We start from the raw sequence: 23,813 nt of genomic DNA, 5'->3' as shown, positions 1-23,813 counted from the left end.
TGTCAGGACGGGTCAGCGGCGGCGTCCACATGGACGACAGTCGCCTCAGCGCCCCGGGCACCGGCCGCCGGCCACCGGGCCGGATCGTCACCGGACACCGCGTGGCCTGCGGCCTCGCGCTTGGACTCACCGCAGACCAGCAGCCAGACCTGACGTGCCGAGCGTACGGCGTCCAGGGTCAGGGAGACACGTTCCGGTGGCGGTTTGGGGCAGTCCCGCACGGGGACCACGGTCGCCGTGGCATCGAGCTCGGGGGTGTGGGGGAACAGGGAGTTCACGTGGCCTTCCGGTCCCATACCGAGCAGGTGGAGGTCGAAACCCTCCGGTGCGAACTCGGTCAGCGTCCGCGCGTACGCCTCGGCGGCGGCATCCAGTCCGGGACCGGCCGGGTCCTCACCGTCCGCCGGCACCGGGTAGCGGTGCACGTGCTGCGCCGGGATGCCGACGTGGTCGAGCAGAGCGGCATCCGCCTGCCCCTCGTTGCGCTCGGGATGGTCGGCGGGGACGTACCGTTCATCGCCGAAGAAGACGTGCACCCGGCTCCAGTCGACTGCGGCGACGGGGAAGCTGTCGGCGGTCTCCCGGGCGGCATGGTCCAGCACGGCCAGCTCGGTGAGCACACCGATACCTGCACCGCCGCCGGTCAGTACGATCCGGGCGAAGCCGTCGGCCCCCTGGGCGCCACCGACCCCGCCGTTGCGTTGGACGTCGCTGACCAGGTCGACGACACGACGGGCGACACCGGCGGTCAGTGCCTGCTGGTTGTCCCACACCTCACACTGTGCTGCGCTCACCGGTCGCTCTCCTTGACGGTGTTGTCCCGTCCGGAGGCCCCGGGCCGGGCCACGGTCACCCGGGGCAGTCCGTGGAGTGCGTCGCCGAAGGCGGCGTCCGGCTCCAGGTGGCGGAGTTCCTCGGCCAGGCACTCGCCGAGGGTGCGCCGCTGGAGGGTGACGAGATTCTCGGTGTCCCCGTCGATGATCCTGACGGTCCGGTGGTCGACGACCTCCATGACGAGGTCACCGCCCTCGCAGTGCAGCACCACGCGTTCGACCGGGGCCGTAGGTATGCCGTCGTCGTCGACCGGGATATCCACGGCCTCTCCGGCGTAGCGGGTGACGGACACCTCGAGCTGGGTGGCGAGCCATCCGGCGGCGATGTCCACGGCAGGGTCCTCGGCCGGGCCGGTGATCTCCACACCGGTGACGGTGTCGTCGATCCGCTGGTCCAGGGCACTGGCGAGCAGGCCACGCCACGGGGTGATACGGCTCCACACCAGGTCGGAGTCGCCGGGCGTGTAGCCGATCCGGCGGCGGAAGATGGCCTTGGTGCCCTTGCCCGCGGCGGCGTCCGAGAAAGAGTCCGTGATCCGACGGGAGGCCAGGGTGCCGAGGGAGTCCCCGGCGGGGTTGCGCGGGGAGGTGAAGGGCCACCAGACGACCACCGGGGTGTCCGGCAGCAGCAGGGGTGTGACCACGGAATCCGCGTGGTCGGCGAGTTCACCGTGGAGCCGCATGAGGATGATTTCGGCGGCGCCGGCGTCCCCGCCGACGTAGAGCTCGGCGTCGAGGTAGACCTCGTCGGTCGTGCGGTCATGCACGACGACGATGACGCGGGCCGGGTGCTCACGGGAGGCCCCGTTGGCACCGTGGACGACCGATTCCAGGTCCTCCTCGGAGCGGACCGACACGATGAGCGTGAGGACACGGCCGGTGGACACCTCTCCACGCTGCTCACGCAGGGTGCGGAGCGTGGTCTCGATGCGGTGGGTACTGGTCCGGCCCAGGTTCACTCCGCCGTCCCGGGGGACAACTGAGGTCTCTGTATCAGGTGTGGTCACGGTCGCCTCCAGACTCGGTTGTTGCGTCCCATCATCCGGTCGGCGCCCTCCGGACCCCAGGTCCCGGCGGGGTAGTCCTCCGGACGCCCGGATTCCGCCCAGTGGTTGAGGACCGGATCGAGGATCCGCCAGGACTCCTCGACCTCCTCATTGGTGGGGAAGAGGCTGCCCTCGTCGAGCAGGGCGTCGAGGATGAGCCTCTCGTAGGCCTCCGGGGACTGCTCGGTGAACGCTTCCGAGTAGGAGAAGTCCATGTTGACGTCGCGGACGTCCATCGCCGAACCAGGGACCTTCGACCCGAACCTCAGCAGGACGCCCTCATCAGGCTGTACCCGGATCACCAGGGCATTGTCGCCCTGGGCCTGGGTCTGTCCGTCGGTGAAGGACTCGTGCGGCGCGGACTTGAAGACCAGGGCGATCTCCGTGACGCGGCGCCCCAGTCGCTTGCCGGTACGCAGGTGGAAGGGCACGCCCGCCCACCGGCGGGAGTTGATGCCGAAGGTGGCGGCTGCGTAGGTCTCGGTGCCGGACTCCGGGTCGAAACCGTCCTCCTCGCGCAGACCGGGCACGAACTTCGAGCCCTGCCAACCTGCCGTGTACTGGCCGCGGGCGGTGGTCTGGGTGAACGGTTCGGTCGCACTGGTGGCCTTGAGGACCTTCAGTTTCTCGGCCTTGAGCTCGTCGGGGGAGAAGGTGACCGGCTCCTCCATCGCCACGAGAGCGAGAAGCTGGAGCAGGTGATTCTGCATGACGTCGCGGGCGGCACCGATGCCGTCGTAGTAGCCGGCACGTCCGCCCAGGCCGATATCCTCGGCCATGGTGATCTGGACGTGGTCGATGTACCGCGAGTTGAACAGCGGCTCGAAGATCTGGTTCGCGAAACGCAGCACCAGGATGTTCTGCACCGTCTCCTTGCCGAGGTAGTGGTCGATGCGGAACACCGACGTCTCGGGGAAGACCGCGTTGACGGTCTTGTTCAGCTCGTGGGCGGACTCTTCGTCGTGGCCGAAGGGCTTCTCGATGACGACGCGACGCCAGCCGTCGGTGCTGTCGGCCAGGCCGGAGCGTTCGAGCTGGTTGCACACGTCGGAGAAGTACTGCGGCGGGACCGAGAGGTAGTAGGCCCAGTTCCCGGACGTACCGCGCTCAGCGTCCATCCGGCGGGTCATTGCGGCCAGGTCGTCGAAGGCACCGTCGGTGACGAAGTCGCCCTTGACGAACTGGATGCCGGCGGCGAGCTGGTCCCAGACCGAGTCGCGCCACGGGGTGCGGGCACGGTCACGGACCGAGGAGAGAACCTCCTCCTCGAACTCCTCCTTGGTCCAGTCACGTCGACCGTAGCCGATGAGGCTGAATCCGGCGGGGAGCAGGCCCCGGTTGGCGAGGTCGTAGACGGCAGGCAGAAGCTTCTTGCGGGCGAGGTCGCCGGTGACTCCGAAGATCACCAGGCCACAGGGGCCGGCGATCCGGGGGAGCCGACGGTCCTCGACATCCCGCAACGGGTTCGCTGTCACAGGCGCGCCCCGATCACGTCGAGCAGGTCGGTCCAGGAACTGACGAACTTCTCGACGCCCTCGGTCTCGAGGACGTGGAAGACATCGTCGAGGTCGATGTCTACACCCTCCAGGGCACGGAAGACCTCCGCGGCATCCTCGCCGGTACCGGTGAGGGTGTCACCGGTGATGACGCCGTGGTCCAGAGTGGCCTCCAGCGTGTTCTCCGGCATGGTGTTGACGGTGTGCGGGCCGGCGAGCTCGGTGACGTAGAGGGTGTCGGAGTACTCCGGGTTCTTCACCGAGGTCGAGGCCCACAGCGGACGCTGGATGTTCGCGCCGGCCGCGGCGAGTTCACGCCACCGGGACCCGGTGACCAGAAGGTCGTTGAAGGCCTCGTACGCCAGACGGGCGTTGGCGATGCCGGCCTTGCCCTTGAGGGTGAGAGCGTCGTTGCCGCCGGTCTCGTCGAGACGACGGTCGATCTCGGTGTCCACGCGGGAGACGAAGAAGCTCGCCACCGAGTGGATCGTCGACAGGTCGTGGCCGTTGGCCTTCGCCAGCTCGATACCGGCGAGGAAGGCGTCGATGACCTGACGGTATCGGGCGACCGAGAAGATGAGGGTCACGTTGACGCTGATGCCGGCGCCGAGCACCTCGGTGATCGCCGGGAGGCAGACCTCGGTGGCCGGGATCTTGATCATGACGTTCTCGGCGCCGACCCGCTCACGCAGTGACTTCGCCTGGGCGACGGTCTCCTCGGCGTTCTCGGCGAGACGGGGATCGACCTCGATCGAGACACGGCCGTCGACACCGGCGGACTCGCGGTAGACGTCGGCGAAGACGTCACAGGCGTTGCGGACGTCGTCGACGGCCATGGTGAACACAGCTTCAGTGGCGTCGGCGCCGGCGGCCTTGAGTTCTGCGATCTGCTCGTCGTAGGCGGTGCCCTTGGACATGGCGGACGCGAAGATCGCAGGGTTGGTGGTCACGCCGACAACGCCGGATGCGGCGATGAGGTCGGCGAGGTTACCGGAGGTGATCCGGTCGCGGGACAGGTCGTCGAGCCAGACGGAGGTTCCGGTGGCAGCGAGGTCGGCTACAGGGGTGGTGGAGGAAGACATCGGACGAAGTACCAGCTTTCAGGGAGTGGAGAGTGGGATCAGATCAGGGAGCGGGCGGCGTCCACCACTGCGTCGGCGGTGATGCCGTACTCCCGGTAGAGGGTCTTGTAGTCGGCGGAGGCGCCGAAGTGCTCCAGAGAGACGTTCGCGCCGGTGAGGCCGGTGTAGGCCTTCCACGGCATGGCGATACCGGCCTCGACCGAGACACGGGCGGTGACGGCGGCGGGGAGGACGGACTCGCGGTAGGTGGCGTCCTGCGCCTCGAACCACTCCATGCAGGGCACGGAGACGACGCGGGTGCCCACACCGTCAGCCTCGAGGGTCCCGGCGGCGGCGACGGCCAGCTCGACCTCGGAACCGGTGGCCAGCAGTATGACCTGCGGAACCTCGGTGGAGGACTCGACGAGGACGTAGGCGCCCCGGGCGACGCCCTCGGCGGCCTTCTCCGCGGTGCCCTCGAGCACCGGGATGTTCTGACGGGTGAAGATCAGGGCCTTCGGTGCAGCCGGGGCCTTGAGCGCCGCAGACCATGCCTGGGCGGCCTCATTGGCGTCCGCCGGGCGGATGACCGAGAGATTCGGGATGGCGCGCAGTGCGGCAAGGTGCTCGACCGGCTGGTGGGTCGGGCCGTCCTCACCGAGACCGATCGAGTCGTGCGTCCACACGTAGTAGACGTCGGTGCTCATCAGGGCGCCGAGGCGGACGGCGCCGCGCATGTAGTCGGCGAACTGGAGGAAGGTCGCGCCGTAGGGGCGGGTTGCGCCGTGCAGGGCGATGCCGTTGAGGATCGCGCCCATCGCGTGCTCGCGGATACCGAAGTGGAGGTTACGGCCGAAGGGCTCGGCGGACCAGGCGTCAGTGGAGATGGACTCCGGGCCGAAGGAGGGCGATCCCTTGATGATGGTGTTGGTCGATCCGGCGAGGTCGGCGGAACCGCCCCACAGTTCGGGCAGGGTCGCGCCGAGGGCCTGCAGCGTGGCCTCGGACGCCTTGCGGGTCGCGAGGGACTCACCGGCTTCCCAGGTCGGCAGGTCGGCGTCGAAACCCTCCGGCAGTTCGCGGGCGGTCACCCGGTCGAGGAAGGCCTTGGCCTCCGGTGCGGCGGCGGCCCAGGCGTCGAAGCCCTTCTGCCACTCGGCGCGGTCTGCGGCTGCGCGCTCACTGAGCTGACGGGTGTGGGCGATGACCTCGTCGGCGACGGCGAAGTTCTCTGCCGGGTCGAAACCGAGGGCCTCCTTGACGCCGGCGACCTCGTCGCCGCCCAGTGCCGCACCGTGGACGCCACCGGTGTTCATCTTGGTCGGTGCGGGGTAGCCGATGACCGAACGGATCCGGACGAAGGTCGGTCGGGTGGTGTCCGCCTTGGCTTCCTCGACGGCGGCGAGGATACCGACCACGTCCTCGGCATTGGCCTCGAGGGTCTGCCAGCCGTAGGCGGCGTAACGGGCGACGACGTCCTCGGTGAAGGCGATGTCGGTGTTGTCCTCGATGGAGATCGAGTTGTCGTCCCAGAAGACGACGAGGTTGCCGAGCTGCTGGGTGCCCGCGAGCGAGGAGGCCTCGGCGGTGATGCCCTCCTGGATGTCACCGTCGGAGGCGATGACGTAGATGCCGTGGTCGAACGGGGACTCGCCGGCCGGCGTCTCCGGGTCGAGAAGACCGCGCTCACGGCGGGCCGCCATGGCCATACCGACGGCGGACGCCAGGCCCTGGCCCAGCGGGCCGGTGGTGATCTCCACACCGGAGGTGTGACCGACCTCGGGGTGGCCCGGGGTGAGAGAACCCCAGGTACGCAGCGCCTTGAGATCGTCGAGCTCCAGGCCGAACCCGCCGAGATAGAGCTGGATGTACTGGGTCAGAGAGCTGTGGCCCGCCGAGAGGACGAAGCGGTCACGGCCGACCCAGGTCGGGTCGGTCGGGTCGTGGCGCAGCACCCGCTGGTACAGGGTGTATGCCAGGGGAGCGAGGGACATTGCGGTGCCGGGGTGCCCCGAACCGCAGTTCTCGACGGCGTCCGCTGCGAGCACGCGTGCGGTGTCGACCGCCCGGGTGTCCAGCTCAGTCCAGTCCTCCGGGTAGTTCCGGACGGTACGGGATTCGAGTTCCGGGGGGAGAGTCACGCTGGTGCTGCCTTCCTGATGTTGAAGTGGGGTACCCCGACAGTGTAGTTGCCCGGCGGTGTCTGTGGGGCCGTGGTACGGCGGTTTACGGTCACCGCGTCCGCTCAGGTAACCTGACGGTCTGGCAGCGCCGCCGTAAGACGGCGACATGACGGTGGCGTACGGAGGACAGAAGACCCGTGGAGAAGATCAAGGCGTACATCTCGCTGACCAAACCACGGGTCATCGAACTGCTCCTGGTTGCCGCCATTCCGTCGATGCTCCAGGCACAACGCGGCGAGATCGATCTCGGTCTCGTGCTGCTGACGCTGGTCGGCGGATGGATGGGTGCCGCCGCGGCGAACGCCTTCAACATGATCGCCGACTACGACATCGACCAGATGATGCGTCGTACCCACCGGCGCCCGCTGGCCAAGCACACCGTCACCAAGGGCCAGGCGACGGTATTCGCCTGGTCACTGACGGTCGCCAGCGTCCTGTGGCTCTGGCTGCTGTGTGGCTCCTGGCTCGCAGCCGTGTTCATCCTGATCACCATCGCCTTCTACATCTTCGTCTACACGAAGTGGCTGAAGCGCCGGACCTGGCAGAACGTCATCTGGGGAGGGGCGGCGGGCTGCATGCCGGTCATGGTCGGCTGGGCCACCACGACCGACGCCACCGGCGGCGCGTTCCACGCAGGCTGGGATTCCTGGGCTCAGGCCCTGATCCTGTTCCTCATCATCTTCTTCTGGACGCCACCCCACACCTGGGCACTCGGTATGCGCTACCGGGAGGACTACGAGGCCGCCGGCGTGCCGATGATGCCGGTGGTCAAGCCTCCGCTCGAGGTCACCCGGCAGATCCTCTGGTACACCTGGGCGACCGTGATCTGCTCCCTGCTGCTGGTCCCGGCAGCCGGCTGGGTCTATGCGGTGGTCGCCGTGGTCAGCGGCGCCTGGTTCATCATCCGGGCGCAGGGGCTGCACAACGGCGTGAAGAAGGGTGTGAAGGTCAAGCCGATGAACCTCTTCTTCCTGTCCAACAACTACCTCTCGATCCTGTTCGTGGGTCTGTCGGTGGACGCGGTGATCGGTCTGCAGACCATCGCCGACATGCTCTGACGAGGGGATTCACCCGGGCGCGGGAGGAAGTACCGAAGCCTTCCTCCCGCGCCTTCTTGCGCGCCTGCTGCCGGTGTCAGACGAGAGTGCCGGGTGTCGGACATGAATGTCGGGGTCTCACGGTCGTCGCGACAGTCTCGTCTGACACCGTGACCGCCCACAGGAGACTGCTGTAGGTCGGGGGTAGGGTCGGCGGCCACAGCAGACCGCGGGGAGACACGGGAGCCACGGCCAAGCGGGAGCATCGGGGAGAGACCGAAAGGTCAGGGGGACGCCGAAGGCCCCGCAGTGCACTGGTCTGCGGGGCCTGGGAACGGCTGGTGGGGCGGAGGAGAAACTAGCGGGCAGTGTCCTGCGCCGCGTCCTGCACCCCGTCCTGCACCCCGTCCTGCGAGGGCCCGGTCGCGGGGTCCCAGTTGTCGAAGTCGCGGTCGAGGGAGTCCTCCCCGCGTCGGAAGCGCATGGACCACAGCAGGCCGGTAGCGGCAGTGAGGATCGCGGAACCGATGACGTGCAGCGGCACGGTCCAGCGGGGCACACCCATGTTGTACTGCATGATGCCGACGACTGCCTGGAGCACGATGCCGAGAATCAGCCAGCCGGAGGCCCTGAGGATCCGACGGTCGGCGTGCACGGCGAAGAGGCCGGCGAGCAGACCGACGGTGACTCCCAGGTAGAGGTACATCGCGTGGGCGTGGATGTTCGCCATCTCGATCAGCGCGATCTGGAGGCGGTCGGACTCCTTGATGGCGTCGTCACCGGCGTGAGGGCCGGAGCTGGTCGTCATCGTGCCGGTGACCAGGACGACCGCCAGGGAGATCGCGGAGATCCAGGTGGCCCAGCGCAGTGCTCCCGGCATGCCTGTGCGACGGGGTGCACCGTCAGGTTCCCTGATCTTGACCACCATCACCGCGGCGAAGAAGGTCAGCACCATCGACGGCAGGAAGTGCGCCATGACCATCCACCACGCGAGATCCATGTGGACGGTGATGCCGCCCAGGACCGCCTGGACGATGATGCCGATACCCTGCAGGAAGGCGAGGTGCAGGATGCTGGAGCGACGTGCAGCACGCAGCACGGCCAGGAAGGCGAGGATGGCGGCCAGCGACACCACGAAGGTGAGCATGCGGTTGCCGAACTCGATGGCCTGGTGGATCGCCGGGGCGGCACCGGACTCGGGGACCATGGAGCCGGGCTGGCACTGCGGCCAGGTGGGACAACCGAGGCCGGAGGCGGTGACGCGCACCAGTGAGCCGGTGAAGGTGATGCCGCCCTGGCAGAACACCAGGATGACCGCGTAGAGCCACTGTCGCTGGACCGTCGGTACGGGGAGCCTGCGGCACAGGCCGAGGATCGCCGTGTAGAAGGCGAGAACCCCCCGGTGGAAACCGTTGCCGGTGTGTGCCGCCCGTTCCCTCATTCTCACCAGCGCCTCAGCCACATCGGCCGGCGGTGCGCTGTGCGCCGGGGTGACCGGCGTGGTCTTCTGGTGTGTCTCGGGCGTCGTCGTCACGACCCCTGAGTCTAGTCCCCGTCCATCGTGAACGAGAACCAGCGCAGCGCGGCGAGGGTACCCCCTGCACCCCATACCAGCAGGATGATAAGCGACAGCACGTCGAAGGATCCGGCGGAGGCATCCACCAGTCCGTGGGTGAGAGCCACGGAGGGCAGCAGCCCCATGGCGTCCGTGGCGGCGTCCGGAAGATCAGGGTCGAGGACCGTCACGACGGCCGCGCCCATCAGCAGGAACCAGACGGTGTTGCCGAGCGCCAGGACCATATCGGACCCCAGCGTCCCACCGAGCAGCAGCCCCAGTGAGGTGAAGGTGGCCGCGCCGACCAGGATGAATACGACGGCGGGGAACAGCCCGACCAGGTCCGGACGCCAGCCGAGGAACAGAGCGATCGTGGTGAGCAGGACAAGCTGGATCACCACGGCAGACAGGACGGCGGCGATCTTGCCGCCGATCAGGGCCCAGGTGGGGACACCCGAAGCGCCGATACGTTTGAGTGCGCCGTAGCGCCGGTCGAAGGCGACGGCGATCGACTGGCCGGTGAATCCGGCACCCATCAGCGCGATCCCCAGGGTCATCGGGTAGATCTCGTCGACCGGGTCGTCGAGGTCTGTGACCGGGAGGAGACTGAAGACGATGAGCATCCCGATCGGGATGACCAGGGTGAGGAGCTGCTGTTCACCGTGCCGGAGGAAGAGCAGGCTCTCGATCTTCGCCTGGGCACGCAGCAGTGCCGACGCAGGTGCGGGGGCCGGCCGGGGGCTGAAGGTACCGGGGGCGAAGCGGTCGGAGGCGTGTCGGGTAGGGCTCATGCGCGGATCTCCCGTCCGGTGATGTCGAGGAAGACGCTCTCGAGGCTGCGCTGCTCCACGCTCAACGAAGTGATGAGGACGTCCTGCGCCGCGACGGCGTCGGTCAGCGCGGTGATGAGCTCGGGGGAGACCGGCGCCGTCACCGTGAAGCGGCCCGGGCGGACCGCACTGACGGTCACCCTGGGATCGTCCAGCCGGTCCGCCAGGGCGTCGAGGTCGATACCGGAGGCGCAGCGTACCGAGATCACCGGGTCGGCGGTACTCGTGAGCTCGGAGACAGACCCCTGGGCGACGACCGCCCCGTGGTCGATAATGACGACCTTGTCGGCCAGCGCCTCAGCCTCGTCCATGAGGTGGGTGGTCAGAACCACGGAGACGCCGTCCCGGCGCAGGGCGGCGATGAGGTCCCACACCGCGAGCCGGGACTGTGCGTCCAGTCCCGCGGTCGGCTCATCGAGGAAGACCAGCTCGGGGCGTCCGACCAGGGCGAGTGCGAGCGAGAGGCGTTGCTGCTGGCCGCCGGAGAGCCGCCGGTAGTTGGACTTCTCGTGTCCGGCGAGGCCGACGGTCTCCAGGAGCCAGTCAGGGTCCAGTGGATCTGCGGAGTAGGACGCCGCGAGGCGGAGCATCTCCCCGACACGGACGCCCGGGTAGGCGCCACCGCCCTGGAGCATGATTCCGATCCGGGTGCGCAGCCGGTCGGCGTCGGTGGTGGGGTCGGTCCCGAGGACGCTGACCGTGCCGGCGTCCGGGGTGATGAAACCCTCGCACATCTCGACCGTGGTGGTCTTGCCGGCACCGTTGGGTCCGAGGAGCGCGAGCACTTCAGCGCGTCCGAGCTGCAGGTCGAGGCCGTCGACAGCCGTCACCGTCCCGAAACGCTTGACGACGCCGCGGAGCTGGAGGACCGGCCCGTCGGTCGGAGTGGATTCACTTCTCACGGCGCTCCACTGTAGTCGGCGGCCCGGATACGACGGTAAAAGACCGTGCCGGTGATCAGGAGAACCAGGAAGAAGATGATAAACATCACGTAGATCAACGAGACCGTGGAAGCAGGCAGATTGAGGCCGCGGGGGAGGACGAAGAAGCTGAGCACGGTGGAGATCGCGGCGACAGCCACGCGGAAGCCCGGACGGTCGGCCCAGGCCGCCAGCGGCATGACAGCCCACAACAGGTACCAGGGGTGGACGACAGGGAAGAAGACCACGAGGATGAACGTGGCGACGCCGAGACCACCGACCGGGTGGATCCGGCCACGGAAGGCTGCCCAGAGCATCCTCACGACCCAGAAGGCGCCGATGCACAGGCCGACGACCCGGGCTGCACCGAGGGCGATGTCGGTGTGGTCACCGAGGCCGAGTCTCCCACCGACGGAGCCGGACAGAATGCCGACGTCGGAGGTGACGGACATCCAGCTCACGACGTCGGCCGCACCGCCCTGCACACTGATCCATCCGAGGCCGAGTCCGGTACCGAGAGAGAAGACCAGGACCACGGCAGCGGATCCGACGAGGAACAGGCCGGCGGCGGTGAAGAGGTCGCGGAGCCTGCCACCGAGGTAGCGGGCCAGGGCCACCCCGACGAAGCCCAGCGCGAGAAAGGCGGTGACCTTGACCATGCCGGCACAACTGATCAGCACGATGCCGGCTGTCCCGAGCCCGATCCGGCGCCGGGTGCTCAGGGCGGCGAGCTTGTCGGTCGCCATGAGCGAGAGCTCGAGACCGGCGAGAAGCAGCCCCATCATCAGGGCCTCATTGTGCAGGCCACCGATGAGGTGGAGCGGGACCAGCGGGTTGAGCACGCCGAGCCACAGGGTCGCCTGGGGTCGGATGCCGCAACGCCTGGCCAGCCGCACCATCGCCCAGGCGGCCAGGACGACGCCCATAACGGCGACCAGCCGGTGCAGGACCACGGCCGTACCGACGGTGTCTCCGGTGATCCGGTAGATCAGGGACGCGATACCCACGGCCACCGGTCCGTAGGGGGCGGGGGAATGGGACCAGACCAGTGGGACCGACCGGGCGAGCGGGTCATCGACCCCGAGCAGGTCGGCAGGCCCACCCGAGTAGGGGTCGAGCCCCTGGGCGGCAATCGAACCCTGCGCCAGATAGGAGTAGATGTCCTGGGTGAACAGGGGAGCGGTCGCGACGAAGGGCAGTGACCAGGCGAGGATGATGCGGTAGAGCGTCCGCAACGGAGCAATCGGGGAGGGCGTCCCGTCAGCACGCACGGAGGGGATGCAGTACCGCCACATCATCAGCCAACCGAGGACGAGGAACCCGATGCCGACGAAGACGGTCACCGTGGTGCTGTGGAGCAGCAGGGAGAGGAAATTGACGACCGGGAGGGACCAGAGACTGTTGTCCACCACCGGAACCGCGCCAGCCCCGAGTCCACCGAGAGCCGCGAGTACCGCCCCGAACGTGCCGGCGAAGGCAGCGGTGCGGAACCGGGTGCGCTCGCGTCGGGTGAAGGGGACCGGTCCGACGTCCTGACCGGTGGCAGGCGCGTCGGAAGGACCCCGGTGCAGCAGGGCACTACGCGAGCCGGCGGCACCGATGTCCGGGAGCAGGGCGCGCAGCCCTGCGGCGTCAGAATGGTCCGGTCCGCGGTCCGGTTTGTCGGGGTGGGGCACACCGGTAGTCTACCGGTGCCCCGGATCCACCCCGGATGTTGCGTAATTCCCCGCGCTACGTTCTTTCCAAAAGTGCAGTTCAGCCTACCCTTATTAGACAACGGGAAGGAATTACGCCACACTCGTGTTGTCTAATCATGACCGGTCCGGAAACCCTCCGGGCCGGACCAGGCACAGCACCTAAGGAGGTGGGCATGATGAGCGAGGGGGACACCCGACGATCCATCCTGACCCAGATCCTGCGGAACGGCCCGGTCAGTGCGACGGACATCAGCGACACGCTGGGGCTCAGCGCCGCGGGTGTCCGTCGTCACCTCGACAACTTCGTCGCCGAAGGTCTCGCAGAGACCGTGGAGGCGCCCCGTTCTACAGCAGCCGGTACCCGTGGACGCGGTCGACCGGCCCGGCTGTTCCGGCTCACTGACGCGGGTCGGGGACAGTTCGGACATGATTACGACAGTCTGGCACTGCTGGCCCTCCGTGCACTGCGGGAGGCCGGCGGAGACGCCGCCGTCGCACGCTTCGCCGACCAACGCATGGAGGAACTCTTCAGCGGAGTCGACCCGGAGGCCGACGATCCCGTCGACGAACAGGCCCGGAGCATCGCCGGCGCCCTGACGGCCCGCGGTTACGCGGCCACCGTCGACCACGCCGGCGGCGGCGTCCAGATCTGCCGTCACCATTGTCCCGTCCAGGACGTGGCACACGAGTTCCCCGAACTGTGTGCCGCCGAACACCGGGTAGTCGCGGAACTGCTCGGCCGACACACACAGCCGCTGGCGACCATCGCCGACGGCAACGGCATCTGCACCACCCACATTCCGCTGACCACAATCCACCCTTCCTCCCAGAAGGAGAGCTGACATGACTCAAGCAGCACAGACACCGCCGGACGCCGTCGAAGAGGCGCGCCTGGCCAAGGACCAGGACAAGCTGCGTCAGGACGACGCGATCATCGACTCCATCGGTGCCTACGAGTACGGCTGGCACGATTCCGACCTCGCCGGTGAAGCGGCCGAGCGCGGCCTGTCCGAGGACGTGGTCCGCATGATCTCGGCGAAGAAGAACGAGCCCGAGTGGATGCTCGAGCGCCGCCTCAAGGCCCTCGACACCTTCGAGCGCAAGCCGATGCCGACCTGGGGCGCCGACCTCGACGACATCAACTTCGACGACTTCAAGTACTTCGTGCGCTCCACGGAGAAGCAGGCCACCTCCTGGGAGGAACTGCCCGAGGACATCAAGAACACCTACGACAAGCTCGGTATCCCCGAGGCGGAGAAGCAGCGCCTGGTCGCCGGCGTCGCCGCCCAGTACGAGTCCGAGGTCGTCTACCACCAGATCCGTGAGGACCTGGAGGCCCAGGGCGTCATCTTCCTCGACACCGACACCGCGCTGCGTGAGCACCCTGACCTGTTCAAGGAGCACTTCGGCACCGTCATCCCGGCCGGTGACAACAAGTTCGCCGCGCTGAACACCGCCGTGTGGTCCGGCGGCTCCTTCGTCTACGTCCCCAAGGGCGTCCACGTGGAGATCCCGCTGCAGGCCTACTTCCGCATCAACACCGAGAACATGGGTCAGTTCGAGCGCACCCTGATCATCGTCGACGAAGGCGCCTTCGTGCACTACGTCGAGGGCTGTACCGCGCCGATCTACCAGTCGGACTCGCTGCACTCCGCGATCGTCGAGATCATCGTGAAGAAGGGCGGCCGCTGCCGCTACACGACCATCCAGAACTGGTCCACCAACGTCTACAACCTGGTGACCCAGCGCTGTCGCGCCGAAGAGGGCGCGACCATGGAGTGGGTCGACGGCAACATCGGTTCCAAGATCACCATGAAGTACCCGGCGGTCTGGATGACCGGTCCGCACGCCAAGGGCACCGTGCTCTCCATCGGCTTCGCCGGCGAGGGCCAGACCCAGGACACCGGCGGCAAGATGGTCCACATGGCGCCGTACACCTCGAGCAACATCGTCTCGAAGTCGGTGGCCCGCAACGGTGGCCGCGCCGCCTACCGTGGCCTTGTCCAGGTCAACAAGGACGCCCACCACTCCACCTCGAGTGTGGAGTGTGACGCCCTGCTGGTGGACTCGATCTCCCGGTCGGACACCTACCCCTACAACGACATCCGCAACGACCACGTCACCCTGGGACACGAGGCGACCGTCTCCCAGGTCTCCGAGGACCAGCTCTTCTACCTGATGAGCCGTGGTCTGGAAGAGGACGAGGCCATGGCGATGATCGTCCGCGGCTTCGTCGAACCGGTGGCCAAGGAGCTGCCGATGGAGTACGCGCTGGAACTCAACCGCCTGATCGAACTGCAGATGGAAGGATCGGTGGGTTAGACCCATGACCACCCCGACTACCCAGTCAACCGTCACTCCGGCGAACCGGACCCCCACCAAGGGCGACCGGTTCCAGTCCACGAACCCGGAGGACTTCCCTGTCCCGTACGGCAAGGACGAGGACTGGCGCTTCACCCCGCTGCGCCGCCTGCGCGGTCTGCAGAAGAACGACGGTGCCCCCGCTGCCCGCCAGCAGATCTCCGTGGACACCGCCGACCAGACCGGTGTGACCTACACCGAGCTGCCCATGGACGACGAGCGCGTCGGTCGCGCCGGCCTCCCCGTCGACCGCCCCGCCGCCGAGGCGTGGGTCAACTGCGAGGTCGCCGACTACATCAGCATCGACAAGGATTCCGTCCTCGCCGAGCCGGTCAACATCGTGATCACCGGTGCCGGTGACGACGTCACCACCTACGGCACCACCGTCGTGGACCTGGGCAACTTCGCCGAGGCTGTCGTCGTCATCCGCTACGAGGGCGACGGCGTCCACTCCGATAACCTCGAGTTCGTGCTAGGTGACGGTTCACAGCTCACCGTCGTCGTCTGGGAGGACTGGGGACGCACCACCGTGCACCTGTCCAACTCCCACGTCCTCGTCGGACGCGACGCCACCATCCGCCACACCTCCGCCATCTTCGGCGGCGACGTGGTCCGTGCCCTGCCGCACGTGCGCTACGCCGGCCCGGGCGGCGACGCCGAGATGCTCGGTGTCTACTTCGCCGACGCCGGCCAGTACTTCGAGCAGCGTCTGCTCGTCGACCACAGCCAGCCGAACTGCCGCTCCAACGTCCTCTACAAGGGAGCGCTGCAGGGTGAGGAAGGTCGCCACGGTACCGAGGCACGCACCGTGTGGATCGGTGACTGCCTTATCCGTTCGGACGCCACGGGCACCGACACCTACGAGACGAACAAGAACCTCGTCCTCACCGGTGGAGCACGCGCGGACGCCATCCCGAACCTGGAGATCCAGACCGGCGAGATCGTCGGCGCCGGTCACGCCGCCACCGTCGGTCGCTTCGACGACGAGCACATGTTCTACCTCATGTCCCGCGGCATCCCCGACGAGGTGGCCCGACGCCTCATCATCCGCGGCTTCTTCTCGGACGTCATCCGACGGGTGCCCGTCGAACAGGTCCGTAACAGCCTCGAGGACGTTGTCGAGCAGGAGCTCGCCAACACCGTCCTGTGACACACCGTCCCGTCCCGCAGCCCCACACGCAGAAGAAAGCAGCGTCATTACGATGAGCACCCTCGAAATCAAGAACATCCACGCCCAGGTCGTCCCCCAGGAGGAGGGCGAGGAGGCCAAGAAGATCCTCCACGGTGTGAACCTCACCATTAACTCCGGTGAGACCCACGCCATCATGGGCCCGAACGGCTCCGGCAAGTCCACCCTGTCCTACGCCATCGCCGGCCACCCCAAGTACGAGATCACCGAGGGCGAGGTCCTCCTCGACGGTGAGAACCTCCTGGACATGGACGTCGCCGAGCGCGCCCGCGCCGGCCTCTTCCTCGCCATGCAGTACCCGGTCGAGGTGCCCGGTGTCTCCATGGCCAACTTCCTCCGCTCCGCGGCTACCGCCGTGCGCGGCGAAGCCCCGAAGCTGCGCGCCTGGGTCAAGGAAGCACGCACCGCCATGGATGAGCTGGAGATCGACCCGAGCTTCTCCGAGCGCTCCGTCAACGAGGGTTTCTCCGGCGGCGAGAAGAAGCGTCACGAGATCCTCCAGCTCGGTCTGCTCAAGCCGAAGTTCGCCGTCCTCGACGAGACCGACTCCGGTCTGGACGTCGATGCGCTGCGCATCGTCTCCCAGGGCATCAACAACTACAAGGAGCGTGAGAACGGTGGTCTGCTGCTGATCACCCACTACCAGCGCATCCTCAACTACGTTAAGCCCGACTTCGTGCACGTCTTCGCGAAGGGCCGGATCGTGGAGTCCGGTGGCCCGGAGCTCGCCGAGGAGCTCGAGGCCAACGGTTACGAGAAGTACACCCACAAGGTTTAAGAGGGACCGACTGAATGATCACGACACTGGACACCACCGCAGTTCGCGCGGATTTCCCGATCCTGTCGCGGACTGTCCGTGACGGTCGTCCACTCGTGTACCTGGACTCCGGGGCGACCTCCCAACGGCCGCTGCAGGTCCTCGATGCCGAGCGGACCTTTCTGACGGACTACAACGCCCCGGTGCACCGTGGCGCCTACCAGATCGCCGAGGAGGCGACCGACGCCTACGAGGACGCCCGCGACGCCATCGCCCGCTTTGTCGGTGCCCGCGGCCACGAGATCGCCTTCACCAAGAACGCCACCGAGGCGCTCAACGAGGTCGCCTTCATCCTGGGCGACCCGCGCAGCGGTGATCTGGCGGTCGGGGAGGGCGACGAGATCGTCATCTCCGAGGTCGAGCACCACGCCAACCTCGTGCCCTGGCAGGAGCTGGCGTTGCGTACCGGTGCGACCCTGCGCTGGTACACCGCCACGGAGGACGGCCGGATCGACCTCGACAGCCTGGAACTGTCGGAGAAGACCAAGATCGTCGCCCTGTCCCACCAGTCGAACGTCACCGGCGCCCAGCTGGATGTTGACGAGGCGGTCCGCCGTGCCCACGCCGTGGGTGCGCTGTTCGTCCTCGACGCCTGCCAGTCGGTCCCGCACATGCCGGTCGACTTCCGCTCCCTCGACGTGGACTTCGCGGCGTTCTCCGGACACAAGATGCTCGGCCCGAACGGTGTCGGCGTCCTCTACGGTAAGGCGTCCCTGCTGGACGCGTTGCCGCCGTTCCTCACCGGTGGCTCGATGATCGAGCTGGTGACCATGGAGAAGACCACGTTCGCCGAGGTCCCGCAGCGGTTCGAGGCCGGTACCCAGATGACCTCCCAGGTCGTCGGGCTGGGCGCGGCCGTGAAGTATCTCGAGAACCTCGGGATGGACGCCGTCGCCGCCCACGAGCACGACCTCACCGCCTATGCCCTGGACAAGCTGCAGGAGATCGGGGGCGTGCGGATCATCGGACCGGCCACAGCCGAGCACCGTGGCGCCGCGGTGAGCTTCGTCGTCGACGGCATCCACCCGCACGATCTCGGTCAGGTCCTCGACGACCAGGGGATCTGCATCCGGGTCGGACATCACTGCGCGTGGCCGGTGCACCGCTGCCTCGGGGTCCAGGCCACAGCCCGGGCGAGCTTCTACATCTACAACACGCGCGACGAGGTGGATGCGCTGGTTGCCGGCGTCCGTCACGCCCAGGACTTCTTCGGCACCCGGTAAGTCACCGGTGAGCCCGGTGGAGAAAGAGAGACACTGACCGTGAAACTCGAGCAGATGTACCAGGAAGTCATCCTGGACCACTACAAGAACCCGCAGCACGCGGGACTCCGCGAGCCTTTCGAGGCTGAGGTGCACCATGTGAACACCTCTTGCGGTGACGAGGTGACCCTGCGCGTCCACCTCAGTGACGACCAGAAAACAGTCGAGGACGTCTCCTACGACGCCCAGGGCTGCTCGATCAGCCAGGCCTCCACCTCGGTCATGGCCGAGGAGATCATCGGGATACCGGTCGAGCAGGCCTTCGCCAAGCTCGCCGAGTTCGAGAAGATGGTGACCAGCCGCGGTGAGGAGGAGGGCGACGAGGACCTCATCGGTGACGGCATCGCCTTCGCCGGGGTCTCCCGCTACCCGGCCCGCGTGAAGTGCGCCCTGCTGGGATGGAAGGCCTTCGAGGCCGCCACCCTCGACGCGGGCGTCCCGAGCCCTGCCCACTGAACCCCGTACCGACCGAACCGAAAGGACAGCCGCTGTGAGTGACGAGAACACCACCGCTGAGCCGACCGCCCCGCAGATGGACCCCAATCCGCTCAACGACGTGCCGGAGCCCCCGAAGGACCAGACGCCGGAGCAGGTGCAGCTCGCCGGTCAGATCGAGGAGTACATGCTCGACGTGATCGACCCCGAGCTCGGCATCAACGTCGTCGACCTGGGTCTGGTCTACGACATCTGGGTCGAGGGCGAGGGAGACTCCGTCGCGGTGATCAACATGACCCTGACCTCCCCTGCGTGCCCGCTGACGGACATGCTCGAGGACCAGTCGCAGGCGGCGGTGGTAGGCAATATCGACCAGATCTCCGAACTGCGGATCAACTGGGTCTGGTCTCCGCCGTGGGGCCCCCACATGATCAATGAGGAGGGTCGGGAGCAGCTCCGCTACCTGGGTTTCAGCGTGTAGTACAGCGCCTGCGGCAGTGGGCGGAGGAAAGGCAGGACTGTCCGCGGGAAGCGTGCCAGCGAGATCATCGCGGCGGCGACCGGCAGGGCGTCCTGCCCTTCGAGGTATCCGCGCTGCAGGTCGGCGGGCAGGCGGAAGAAGGCGTCGAAGAACCCGGGGAGGACCGACGCGTCGGCGCGGATGATCAGTTCACCGCCGAGCAGCCGGAGTCGCCAGGCCAGTGCGGCGGAGAGTCGCTGACGACACGGGGGAGGGCTCCCGGCAACGTGGTCGACGAGCTGGTCGAGTACCGTGTCCGCGGCGGCGACGGCGGCGGCCACGGAGTACCCGGTGGCCGGGTGGGTGAGTCCGCCGGCGGCGCCGAAGGTCGCGACACCGTCCGCGTCCGGCCCCAGGTACCAGGGTCGACGTCGACGGTCCATCGGGAAGTGGACTGTCTCGGTGCCGGTGGCGTGGTCGGCGACTTCACCGAGCCGGGACAGCAGCCGCAACCTCAGTTCCGGGAGCATCTCCCGGGACGCCGTCCTGGTCGCCAGTACCGTCTCCTCGACCAGTACGCGGTCGCCGACGTCCTGGATGTAGAGGAAGCTCGGTTCAGCACGCGTTGTGTCGGTGCTGCTGTCTGTATGGCTGGTCTCTGTATGGCTGCTCGCTGCCTGCGCTGCAGCCCGGGGTGAAGGGCGCCAGTCCATGAACTCCGCTGCGGTGACACCTGCCGCCTGTGCGACTCCTGCGGGAAGGAAGAGTCCGTAGGCGATCTGGCGCACCGATGCCGGCCGGTCGACCACGCCGCGGCAGTCGACGACGGCGTCCACTCCGAGCGTCCGGGCGGTCGGGGCGTCCACCCGTCGACGGTGCAGCCGGATGCCGGGGGAGAGTCGCTTCCGCAGAAGGGTGCGGTCGATCATTCCGTAGCCGCCGTAGTCGAGACTCCGGCGGTCGGGTGTGTGGGCACTGAGAGCGGAGGAAACGGAATGGAAGGGAATGAGGGTGAGGGCCCAGTCCGGCAGCGCGGCCACAGGGAGTCCGTAGGTGCTGCGCCACTCAGGAAGAGTGGGGGATCCGTCGGTTCCCCGGCAGGCCGGGTCGTAGCCGTCGACTGTCCATCCCCTGGCCACTGCGCGGTGGGCGAGGACGGAACCGGCGGGGCCCAGGCCCAGGACAGCGATATGCATGCGGTCATCCTACCCCCGTGACCAGGGAATCCCGACAGCAGGGATTTCTCAGCCAAGGCATTCCTGACCAGGGTGAACGAAATTCATGGTGCCGGCCCCACCGTCGGGGGCAGATACTGACCACCCCCGACGTAACGGCCGTACGGCAGGAAATTAGCTTTGCCCTAGCGAATGATCCTGCTGTCATATATATTCATTCGTGTCCACAAGGAACGCCACTCGGTGTCCGGAAAGGACGCCTCGGAGGTTGGGTGGAATGCGGGACTCCGGGACCATGGAAGTGTGGGGTGGGTCGCCCACGGGTCGCCCCGTCGCGGTCTCTCTCTCCTAGTGGGGGAGGCGGAGAGCGCGGTGCCCACCCCCACGACCGTGTGTCCAGCCACACCAGACCACGGTACGGATCCTGAGCATCTGCGTGATATGCTGGACCGTCGTGATTGTTACCCAGGATCTTGAAGTGCGGGTGGGGGCCCGCACCCTCCTCAACGCCCCCGGCCAGCTGCTCCGCGTCCAGCCGGGGGACCGGATCGGGCTCGTCGGCCGCAACGGTGCCGGCAAGACAACCTCCATGCGAATCCTCTCCGGGGAAACCGAGCCCTACGGCGGCAAGGTCATCACCTCCGGTGACATCGGCTACCTGCCGCAGGACTCCAAGGAAGGAGACATCGAGCAGACCGCCCAGGACCGCATCCTCTCCGCACGCGGGCTCGACCAGCTCCGTTCTTCCATGGACCGGCAGCAGGAGCTCATGGAGTCCGGCACGGATGCCCAGCGGGACGCGGCCATCAGCAGGTACAGCCGTCTCGAGGAGCGCTACAGCGCGCTCGGCGGCTATGAGGCAGATTCAGAGGCCGCCCGTATCTGTGACGGTCTCGGTCTGCCGCAGCGCGTCCTCGACCAGCAGCTGAAGACCCTCTCAGGTGGTCAGCGCCGACGTGTGGAGCTCGCCCAGATCCTCTTCGCCGCGACCTCGGGTTCCGGCCGGTCGCAGACGACGCTGCTGCTCGACGAGCCGACCAACCACCTCGACGCGGACTCCATCAACTGGCTGCGTGGCTTCCTGCAGAAGCACGAGGGTGGCCTGGTCATGATCTCGCACGATGTCGATCTGCTCAATGACGTGGTCAACAAGGTCTGGTTCCTTGACGCCGTGCGCGGTGAGGCCGATGTCTACAACATGACATGGAAGAAGTACCTCGACGCCCGTGCCACCGACGAAGCACGTCGCCGCCGCGAAAAGGCCAATGCCGAGAAGAAGGCGGACGCCCTGCGTAAGCAGGCCGCGAAGCTGGGTGCGAAGGCGACCAAGGCCGCCGCCGCCAAGCAGATGCTGGCCCGCGCGGACAAGATGATCGACAACCTCGATGAGGTCCGCCAGGAGGACCACTTCGCGACGATCAAGTTCCCGGAGCCCGCCCCCTGCGGCAAGACCCCGATGTTCGCCAAGGGACTGACCAAGATGTACGGCTCCCTCGAGGTGTTCGCCGGTGTCGACCTGGCGATCGACAAGGGCTCCCGCGTGGTCGTCCTCGGCTTCAACGGTGCAGGTAAGACCACGTTGCTCAAACTGCTGGCCGGGGTGGAACGCACCGACGGCGAAGGCGGTATCGTCTCGGGCCACGGCCTGAAGATCGGTTACTTCGCCCAGGAGCACGACACCATCGACCCGGACGCCACCGTCTGGGAGAACACGATCAGTGCCTGCCCGGACGCTGATGAACAGGACCTCCGCGGCCTGCTGGGCGCGTTCATGTTCTCCGGTGAGCAGCTCAATCAGCCCGCCGGCACGCTGTCCGGTGGTGAGCAGACCCGACTGGCCCTGGCCACCCTGGTCAGCTCCCGGGCCAACGTACTGCTGCTCGACGAGCCCACCAACAACCTTGACCCGCAGTCCCGCGAGCAGGTCCTCGACGCGCTGCGTACCTACACCGGCGCCGTCGTCCTGGTCACCCACGACCCGGGTGCCGTCAAGGCCCTGGAGCCGGAACGCGTCATCGTCCTGCCCGACGGCGACGAGGACCTCTGGTCCGAGGCCTACATGGAGATCGTCGAGCTGGCGTAGCGCGCGTTCCGGCCCCGGGGAGGGTCGGCAGGGGTTACTGTCGGACAATGGTTTCCCGCAGTGACACACAGTCCACGTTCCTGTCCTTGGCGTCCGCTGTGGCCGGTGCCGGTCGCGCCCGCCAGGACCGTATCTACCGGGCCGGGGTGTCCGGGCTCCGACCGTCGGTTCCCACCGACGCGGCAGGGCTGGAGCGTGCCGCACGACGGCGCATGTCCCGGAAAGCGTGGGCGTACGTCGCCGGCGGTGCAGGGGAGGAACGCATCATGGACGCCAATCGGGAGGCCTTCGACAGGCACAGACTCGTGCCCCGGATGGCTCACGGTGGCGAGGAACGTGACCTGGCACTGTCACTGTTCGGTCAGGACTACGCATCACCGGTGCTGTTGGCACCCATCGGTGCCTCAACGCTCGTCCACAAGGACGCCGATCTCCTTACCGCCCGTGCCGCAGCGGCAACGGGTGTTCCGATGGTCATCAGCAACCAGGGCTGCTCACCGCTGGAGGAGACCGCAACAGCAGCCACGCCGGCCGGACACTGGTTCCAGCTCTACTGGTCCACCGACGAGGATCTCGTGGACAGTCTCATCCGACGGGCGGAGGCCTCCGGAGCAGGTGCGCTGGTGGTCACCCTGGACACCACCGTGCTGGGCTGGCGTCCCCGGGACCTTAATCTGGGGTCGCTGCCCTTCTCCCGTGGGCAGGGCATCTCCCAGTACACCTCCGACTCCCGTTTCATGGACATGGTGCGTACCAGAATCCGTGACAGCTCCGGACAAGGCCCGTCAGAGGACGTCCGGGTCACGCCGGCGGCGGTGGCGTCCCTGCTGTCGATCGCCCGCCATCACCCGGGCAGGACGCTGCGCAACCTGCTGTCGCCGGAGCCCAGGGCATCCGTCGAGACCTTCCTCGGCACCTATTCCAACCCCGGTCTCGACTGGGACATGCTGGCCACACTCAAGGACCGGACCTCACTGCCGGTGGTATTCAAGGGCATCCTCGATCCGGACGACGCCGAACGGGCCTTTGCCGTCGGTGCGGATGCCGTGGTGGTATCCAACCACGGTGGGCGTCAGGTCGACGGTTCCGTCTCCTCCCTTGATGCACTGGTCGAGATCCGTCGCCACCTCGGCGACGGTCCGACCCTGCTGCTGGATTCCGGTATCCGTACCGGCCGCGACGTCGCCGTGGCACTGGCTCTCGGGGCTGACGCCGTCCTGCTCGGTCGGCCGTGGATGTACGGCCTGGCTGTGGCCGGTCAACGTGGAGCAGAGGAGGTCATACAGAACGTCCTCGCCGAGCTGGAACTCACCATGGCACTCTGTGGTGCACGGGACCTCGCGGAGCTCCGGGAGACGCGCGTGAGCAGTTAG

General features: G+C 67.4%; 19 protein-coding genes and 1 pseudogene. 10 read left to right on the top strand and 10 right to left on the bottom strand.

Annotation, left to right across the window (positions count from 1 at the left end; all coding sequences use genetic code 11):
• Positions 1-2 precede the first annotated feature (2 nt).
• The 5 genes from pgl to tkt are packed head-to-tail and all read right to left on the bottom strand — an operon-like array spanning position 3 to position 6,577.
• Positions 3-794, bottom strand: coding sequence for a 6-phosphogluconolactonase (gene pgl, locus Q0A27_RS04330; protein WP_291473836.1), 792 nt, complete (start codon positions 792-794; stop codon positions 3-5).
• Positions 791-1,840 carry a glucose-6-phosphate dehydrogenase assembly protein OpcA gene (locus tag Q0A27_RS04325; protein WP_291473835.1) on the bottom strand — a complete coding sequence of 350 codons (1,050 nt, stop codon included), beginning with the start codon at positions 1,838-1,840 and terminating at the stop codon, positions 791-793. The genes pgl and Q0A27_RS04325 overlap by 4 nt, the downstream gene beginning before the upstream one ends.
• Complete coding sequence (gene zwf / locus Q0A27_RS04320) at positions 1,837-3,354, bottom strand: glucose-6-phosphate dehydrogenase (RefSeq protein WP_291473834.1); 1,518 nt, start codon at positions 3,352-3,354, stop codon at positions 1,837-1,839. The genes Q0A27_RS04325 and zwf overlap by 4 nt, the downstream gene beginning before the upstream one ends.
• The gene (gene tal, locus Q0A27_RS04315) at positions 3,351-4,457 is read right to left on the bottom strand and encodes a transaldolase (protein WP_291473833.1); all 1,107 of its coding nucleotides are present in this window, start codon (positions 4,455-4,457) and stop codon (positions 3,351-3,353) included. The genes zwf and tal overlap by 4 nt, the downstream gene beginning before the upstream one ends.
• Before the next feature lie 38 nt (positions 4,458-4,495).
• The gene (gene tkt, locus Q0A27_RS04310; protein WP_291473832.1) at positions 4,496-6,577 is read right to left on the bottom strand and encodes a transketolase; all 2,082 of its coding nucleotides are present in this window, start codon (positions 6,575-6,577) and stop codon (positions 4,496-4,498) included.
• Positions 6,578-6,753: 176 nt separating this feature from the next.
• On the opposite strand from tkt, the pseudogene Q0A27_RS04305 reads away from it, so the two are divergent.
• Positions 6,754-7,677 (top strand): annotated as a pseudogene (locus tag Q0A27_RS04305) (heme o synthase); the annotation flags it as partial.
• Between the two features lie 337 nt (positions 7,678-8,014).
• Here Q0A27_RS04305 and Q0A27_RS04300 read toward each other — a convergent pair.
• The 4 genes from Q0A27_RS04300 to mptB form a co-directional block, all read right to left on the bottom strand.
• Complete coding sequence (locus Q0A27_RS04300) at positions 8,015-9,097, bottom strand: heme A synthase (protein WP_291473892.1); 1,083 nt, start codon at positions 9,095-9,097, stop codon at positions 8,015-8,017.
• A 104-nt stretch (positions 9,098-9,201) separates the two neighbouring features.
• A complete protein-coding gene (locus Q0A27_RS04295; RefSeq protein ID WP_291473831.1) occupies positions 9,202-10,002 on the bottom strand; it encodes an ABC transporter permease in 801 nt (266 codons plus the stop codon).
• Positions 9,999-10,943, bottom strand: coding sequence for an ABC transporter ATP-binding protein (locus Q0A27_RS04290; RefSeq protein WP_291473830.1), 945 nt, complete (start codon positions 10,941-10,943; stop codon positions 9,999-10,001). The genes Q0A27_RS04295 and Q0A27_RS04290 overlap by 4 nt, the downstream gene beginning before the upstream one ends.
• The gene (gene mptB / locus Q0A27_RS04285; protein WP_291473829.1) at positions 10,940-12,637 is read right to left on the bottom strand and encodes a polyprenol phosphomannose-dependent alpha 1,6 mannosyltransferase MptB; all 1,698 of its coding nucleotides are present in this window, start codon (positions 12,635-12,637) and stop codon (positions 10,940-10,942) included. The genes Q0A27_RS04290 and mptB overlap by 4 nt, the downstream gene beginning before the upstream one ends.
• A 197-nt stretch (positions 12,638-12,834) precedes the next feature.
• Between mptB and Q0A27_RS04280 the strand changes: the two genes are divergently transcribed.
• Genes Q0A27_RS04280 through Q0A27_RS04250 form a run of 7 tightly spaced genes read left to right on the top strand, consistent with a single transcriptional unit; the run spans position 12,835 to position 19,203 of the window.
• Positions 12,835-13,500: a metalloregulator ArsR/SmtB family transcription factor gene (locus tag Q0A27_RS04280; RefSeq protein WP_291473828.1), complete on the top strand. Its 666-nt coding sequence runs from the start codon at positions 12,835-12,837 to the stop codon at positions 13,498-13,500.
• Position 13,501: 1 nt separating this feature from the next.
• Positions 13,502-14,980: a Fe-S cluster assembly protein SufB gene (gene sufB, locus Q0A27_RS04275; protein ID WP_291473827.1), complete on the top strand. Its 1,479-nt coding sequence runs from the start codon at positions 13,502-13,504 to the stop codon at positions 14,978-14,980.
• A gap of 4 nt (positions 14,981-14,984) precedes the next feature.
• On the top strand, positions 14,985-16,169 hold the full coding sequence (sufD, locus tag Q0A27_RS04270) for a Fe-S cluster assembly protein SufD (protein WP_291473826.1): 1,185 nt from the start codon (positions 14,985-14,987) through the stop codon (positions 16,167-16,169).
• Positions 16,170-16,221: 52 nt separating this feature from the next.
• A complete protein-coding gene (gene sufC, locus Q0A27_RS04265; RefSeq protein ID WP_291473825.1) occupies positions 16,222-16,986 on the top strand; it encodes a Fe-S cluster assembly ATPase SufC in 765 nt (254 codons plus the stop codon).
• Between the two features lie 14 nt (positions 16,987-17,000).
• Positions 17,001-18,248, top strand: coding sequence for a cysteine desulfurase (locus Q0A27_RS04260; RefSeq protein ID WP_291473824.1), 1,248 nt, complete (start codon positions 17,001-17,003; stop codon positions 18,246-18,248).
• A 39-nt stretch (positions 18,249-18,287) separates the two neighbouring features.
• A complete protein-coding gene (sufU, locus tag Q0A27_RS04255) occupies positions 18,288-18,743 on the top strand; it encodes a Fe-S cluster assembly sulfur transfer protein SufU (RefSeq protein ID WP_291473823.1) in 456 nt (151 codons plus the stop codon).
• A gap of 34 nt (positions 18,744-18,777) precedes the next feature.
• Entirely contained in the window at positions 18,778-19,203 is a 426-nt protein-coding gene (locus tag Q0A27_RS04250; protein ID WP_014009979.1) for a metal-sulfur cluster assembly factor, read from the top strand.
• Here the strand turns inward: Q0A27_RS04250 and Q0A27_RS04245 are convergent.
• Positions 19,182-20,378: a lycopene cyclase family protein gene (locus Q0A27_RS04245; protein WP_291473822.1), complete on the bottom strand. Its 1,197-nt coding sequence runs from the start codon at positions 20,376-20,378 to the stop codon at positions 19,182-19,184. The two genes, Q0A27_RS04250 and Q0A27_RS04245, sit on opposite strands and share 22 nt — an antisense overlap.
• A gap of 433 nt (positions 20,379-20,811) precedes the next feature.
• On the opposite strand from Q0A27_RS04245, the gene Q0A27_RS04240 reads away from it, so the two are divergent.
• Both Q0A27_RS04240 and Q0A27_RS04235 read left to right on the top strand, forming a co-directional pair.
• Entirely contained in the window at positions 20,812-22,440 is a 1,629-nt protein-coding gene (locus tag Q0A27_RS04240; protein WP_291473821.1) for an ABC-F family ATP-binding cassette domain-containing protein, read from the top strand.
• A 47-nt stretch (positions 22,441-22,487) separates the two neighbouring features.
• Entirely contained in the window at positions 22,488-23,813 is a 1,326-nt protein-coding gene (locus Q0A27_RS04235) for an alpha-hydroxy-acid oxidizing protein (RefSeq protein WP_291473820.1), read from the top strand.

Origin of the sequence: Corynebacterium sp. (genome assembly GCF_022712275.1) — a bacterium.
Lineage (GTDB): Bacteria > Actinomycetota > Actinomycetes > Mycobacteriales > Mycobacteriaceae > Corynebacterium.
Note: the sequence above shows the minus strand (reverse complement) of the source record. Positions and strands in the feature narration are given on the sequence as shown.

Bases quoted from the DNA above. Each gene is read 5' to 3' on its own strand.
- tal (WP_291473833.1), bottom strand. From the start codon at position 4,457: ATGTCTTCCTCCACCACCCCTGTAGCCGACCTCGCTGCCACCGGAACC.
- Q0A27_RS04300 (WP_291473892.1), bottom strand. From the start codon at position 9,097: ATGAGGGAACGGGCGGCACACACCGGCAACGGTTTCCACCGGGGGGTT.
- Q0A27_RS04295 (WP_291473831.1), bottom strand. From the start codon at position 10,002: ATGAGCCCTACCCGACACGCCTCCGACCGCTTCGCCCCCGGTACCTTC.
- Q0A27_RS04280 (WP_291473828.1), top strand. From the start codon at position 12,835: ATGAGCGAGGGGGACACCCGACGATCCATCCTGACCCAGATCCTGCGG.
- sufB (WP_291473827.1), top strand. From the start codon at position 13,502: ATGACTCAAGCAGCACAGACACCGCCGGACGCCGTCGAAGAGGCGCGC.
- sufD (WP_291473826.1), top strand. From the start codon at position 14,985: ATGACCACCCCGACTACCCAGTCAACCGTCACTCCGGCGAACCGGACC.
- sufC (WP_291473825.1), top strand. From the start codon at position 16,222: ATGAGCACCCTCGAAATCAAGAACATCCACGCCCAGGTCGTCCCCCAG.
- Q0A27_RS04260 (WP_291473824.1), top strand. From the start codon at position 17,001: ATGATCACGACACTGGACACCACCGCAGTTCGCGCGGATTTCCCGATC.
- Q0A27_RS04245 (WP_291473822.1), bottom strand. From the start codon at position 20,378: ATGCATATCGCTGTCCTGGGCCTGGGCCCCGCCGGTTCCGTCCTCGCC.
- Q0A27_RS04235 (WP_291473820.1), top strand. From the start codon at position 22,488: ATGGTTTCCCGCAGTGACACACAGTCCACGTTCCTGTCCTTGGCGTCC.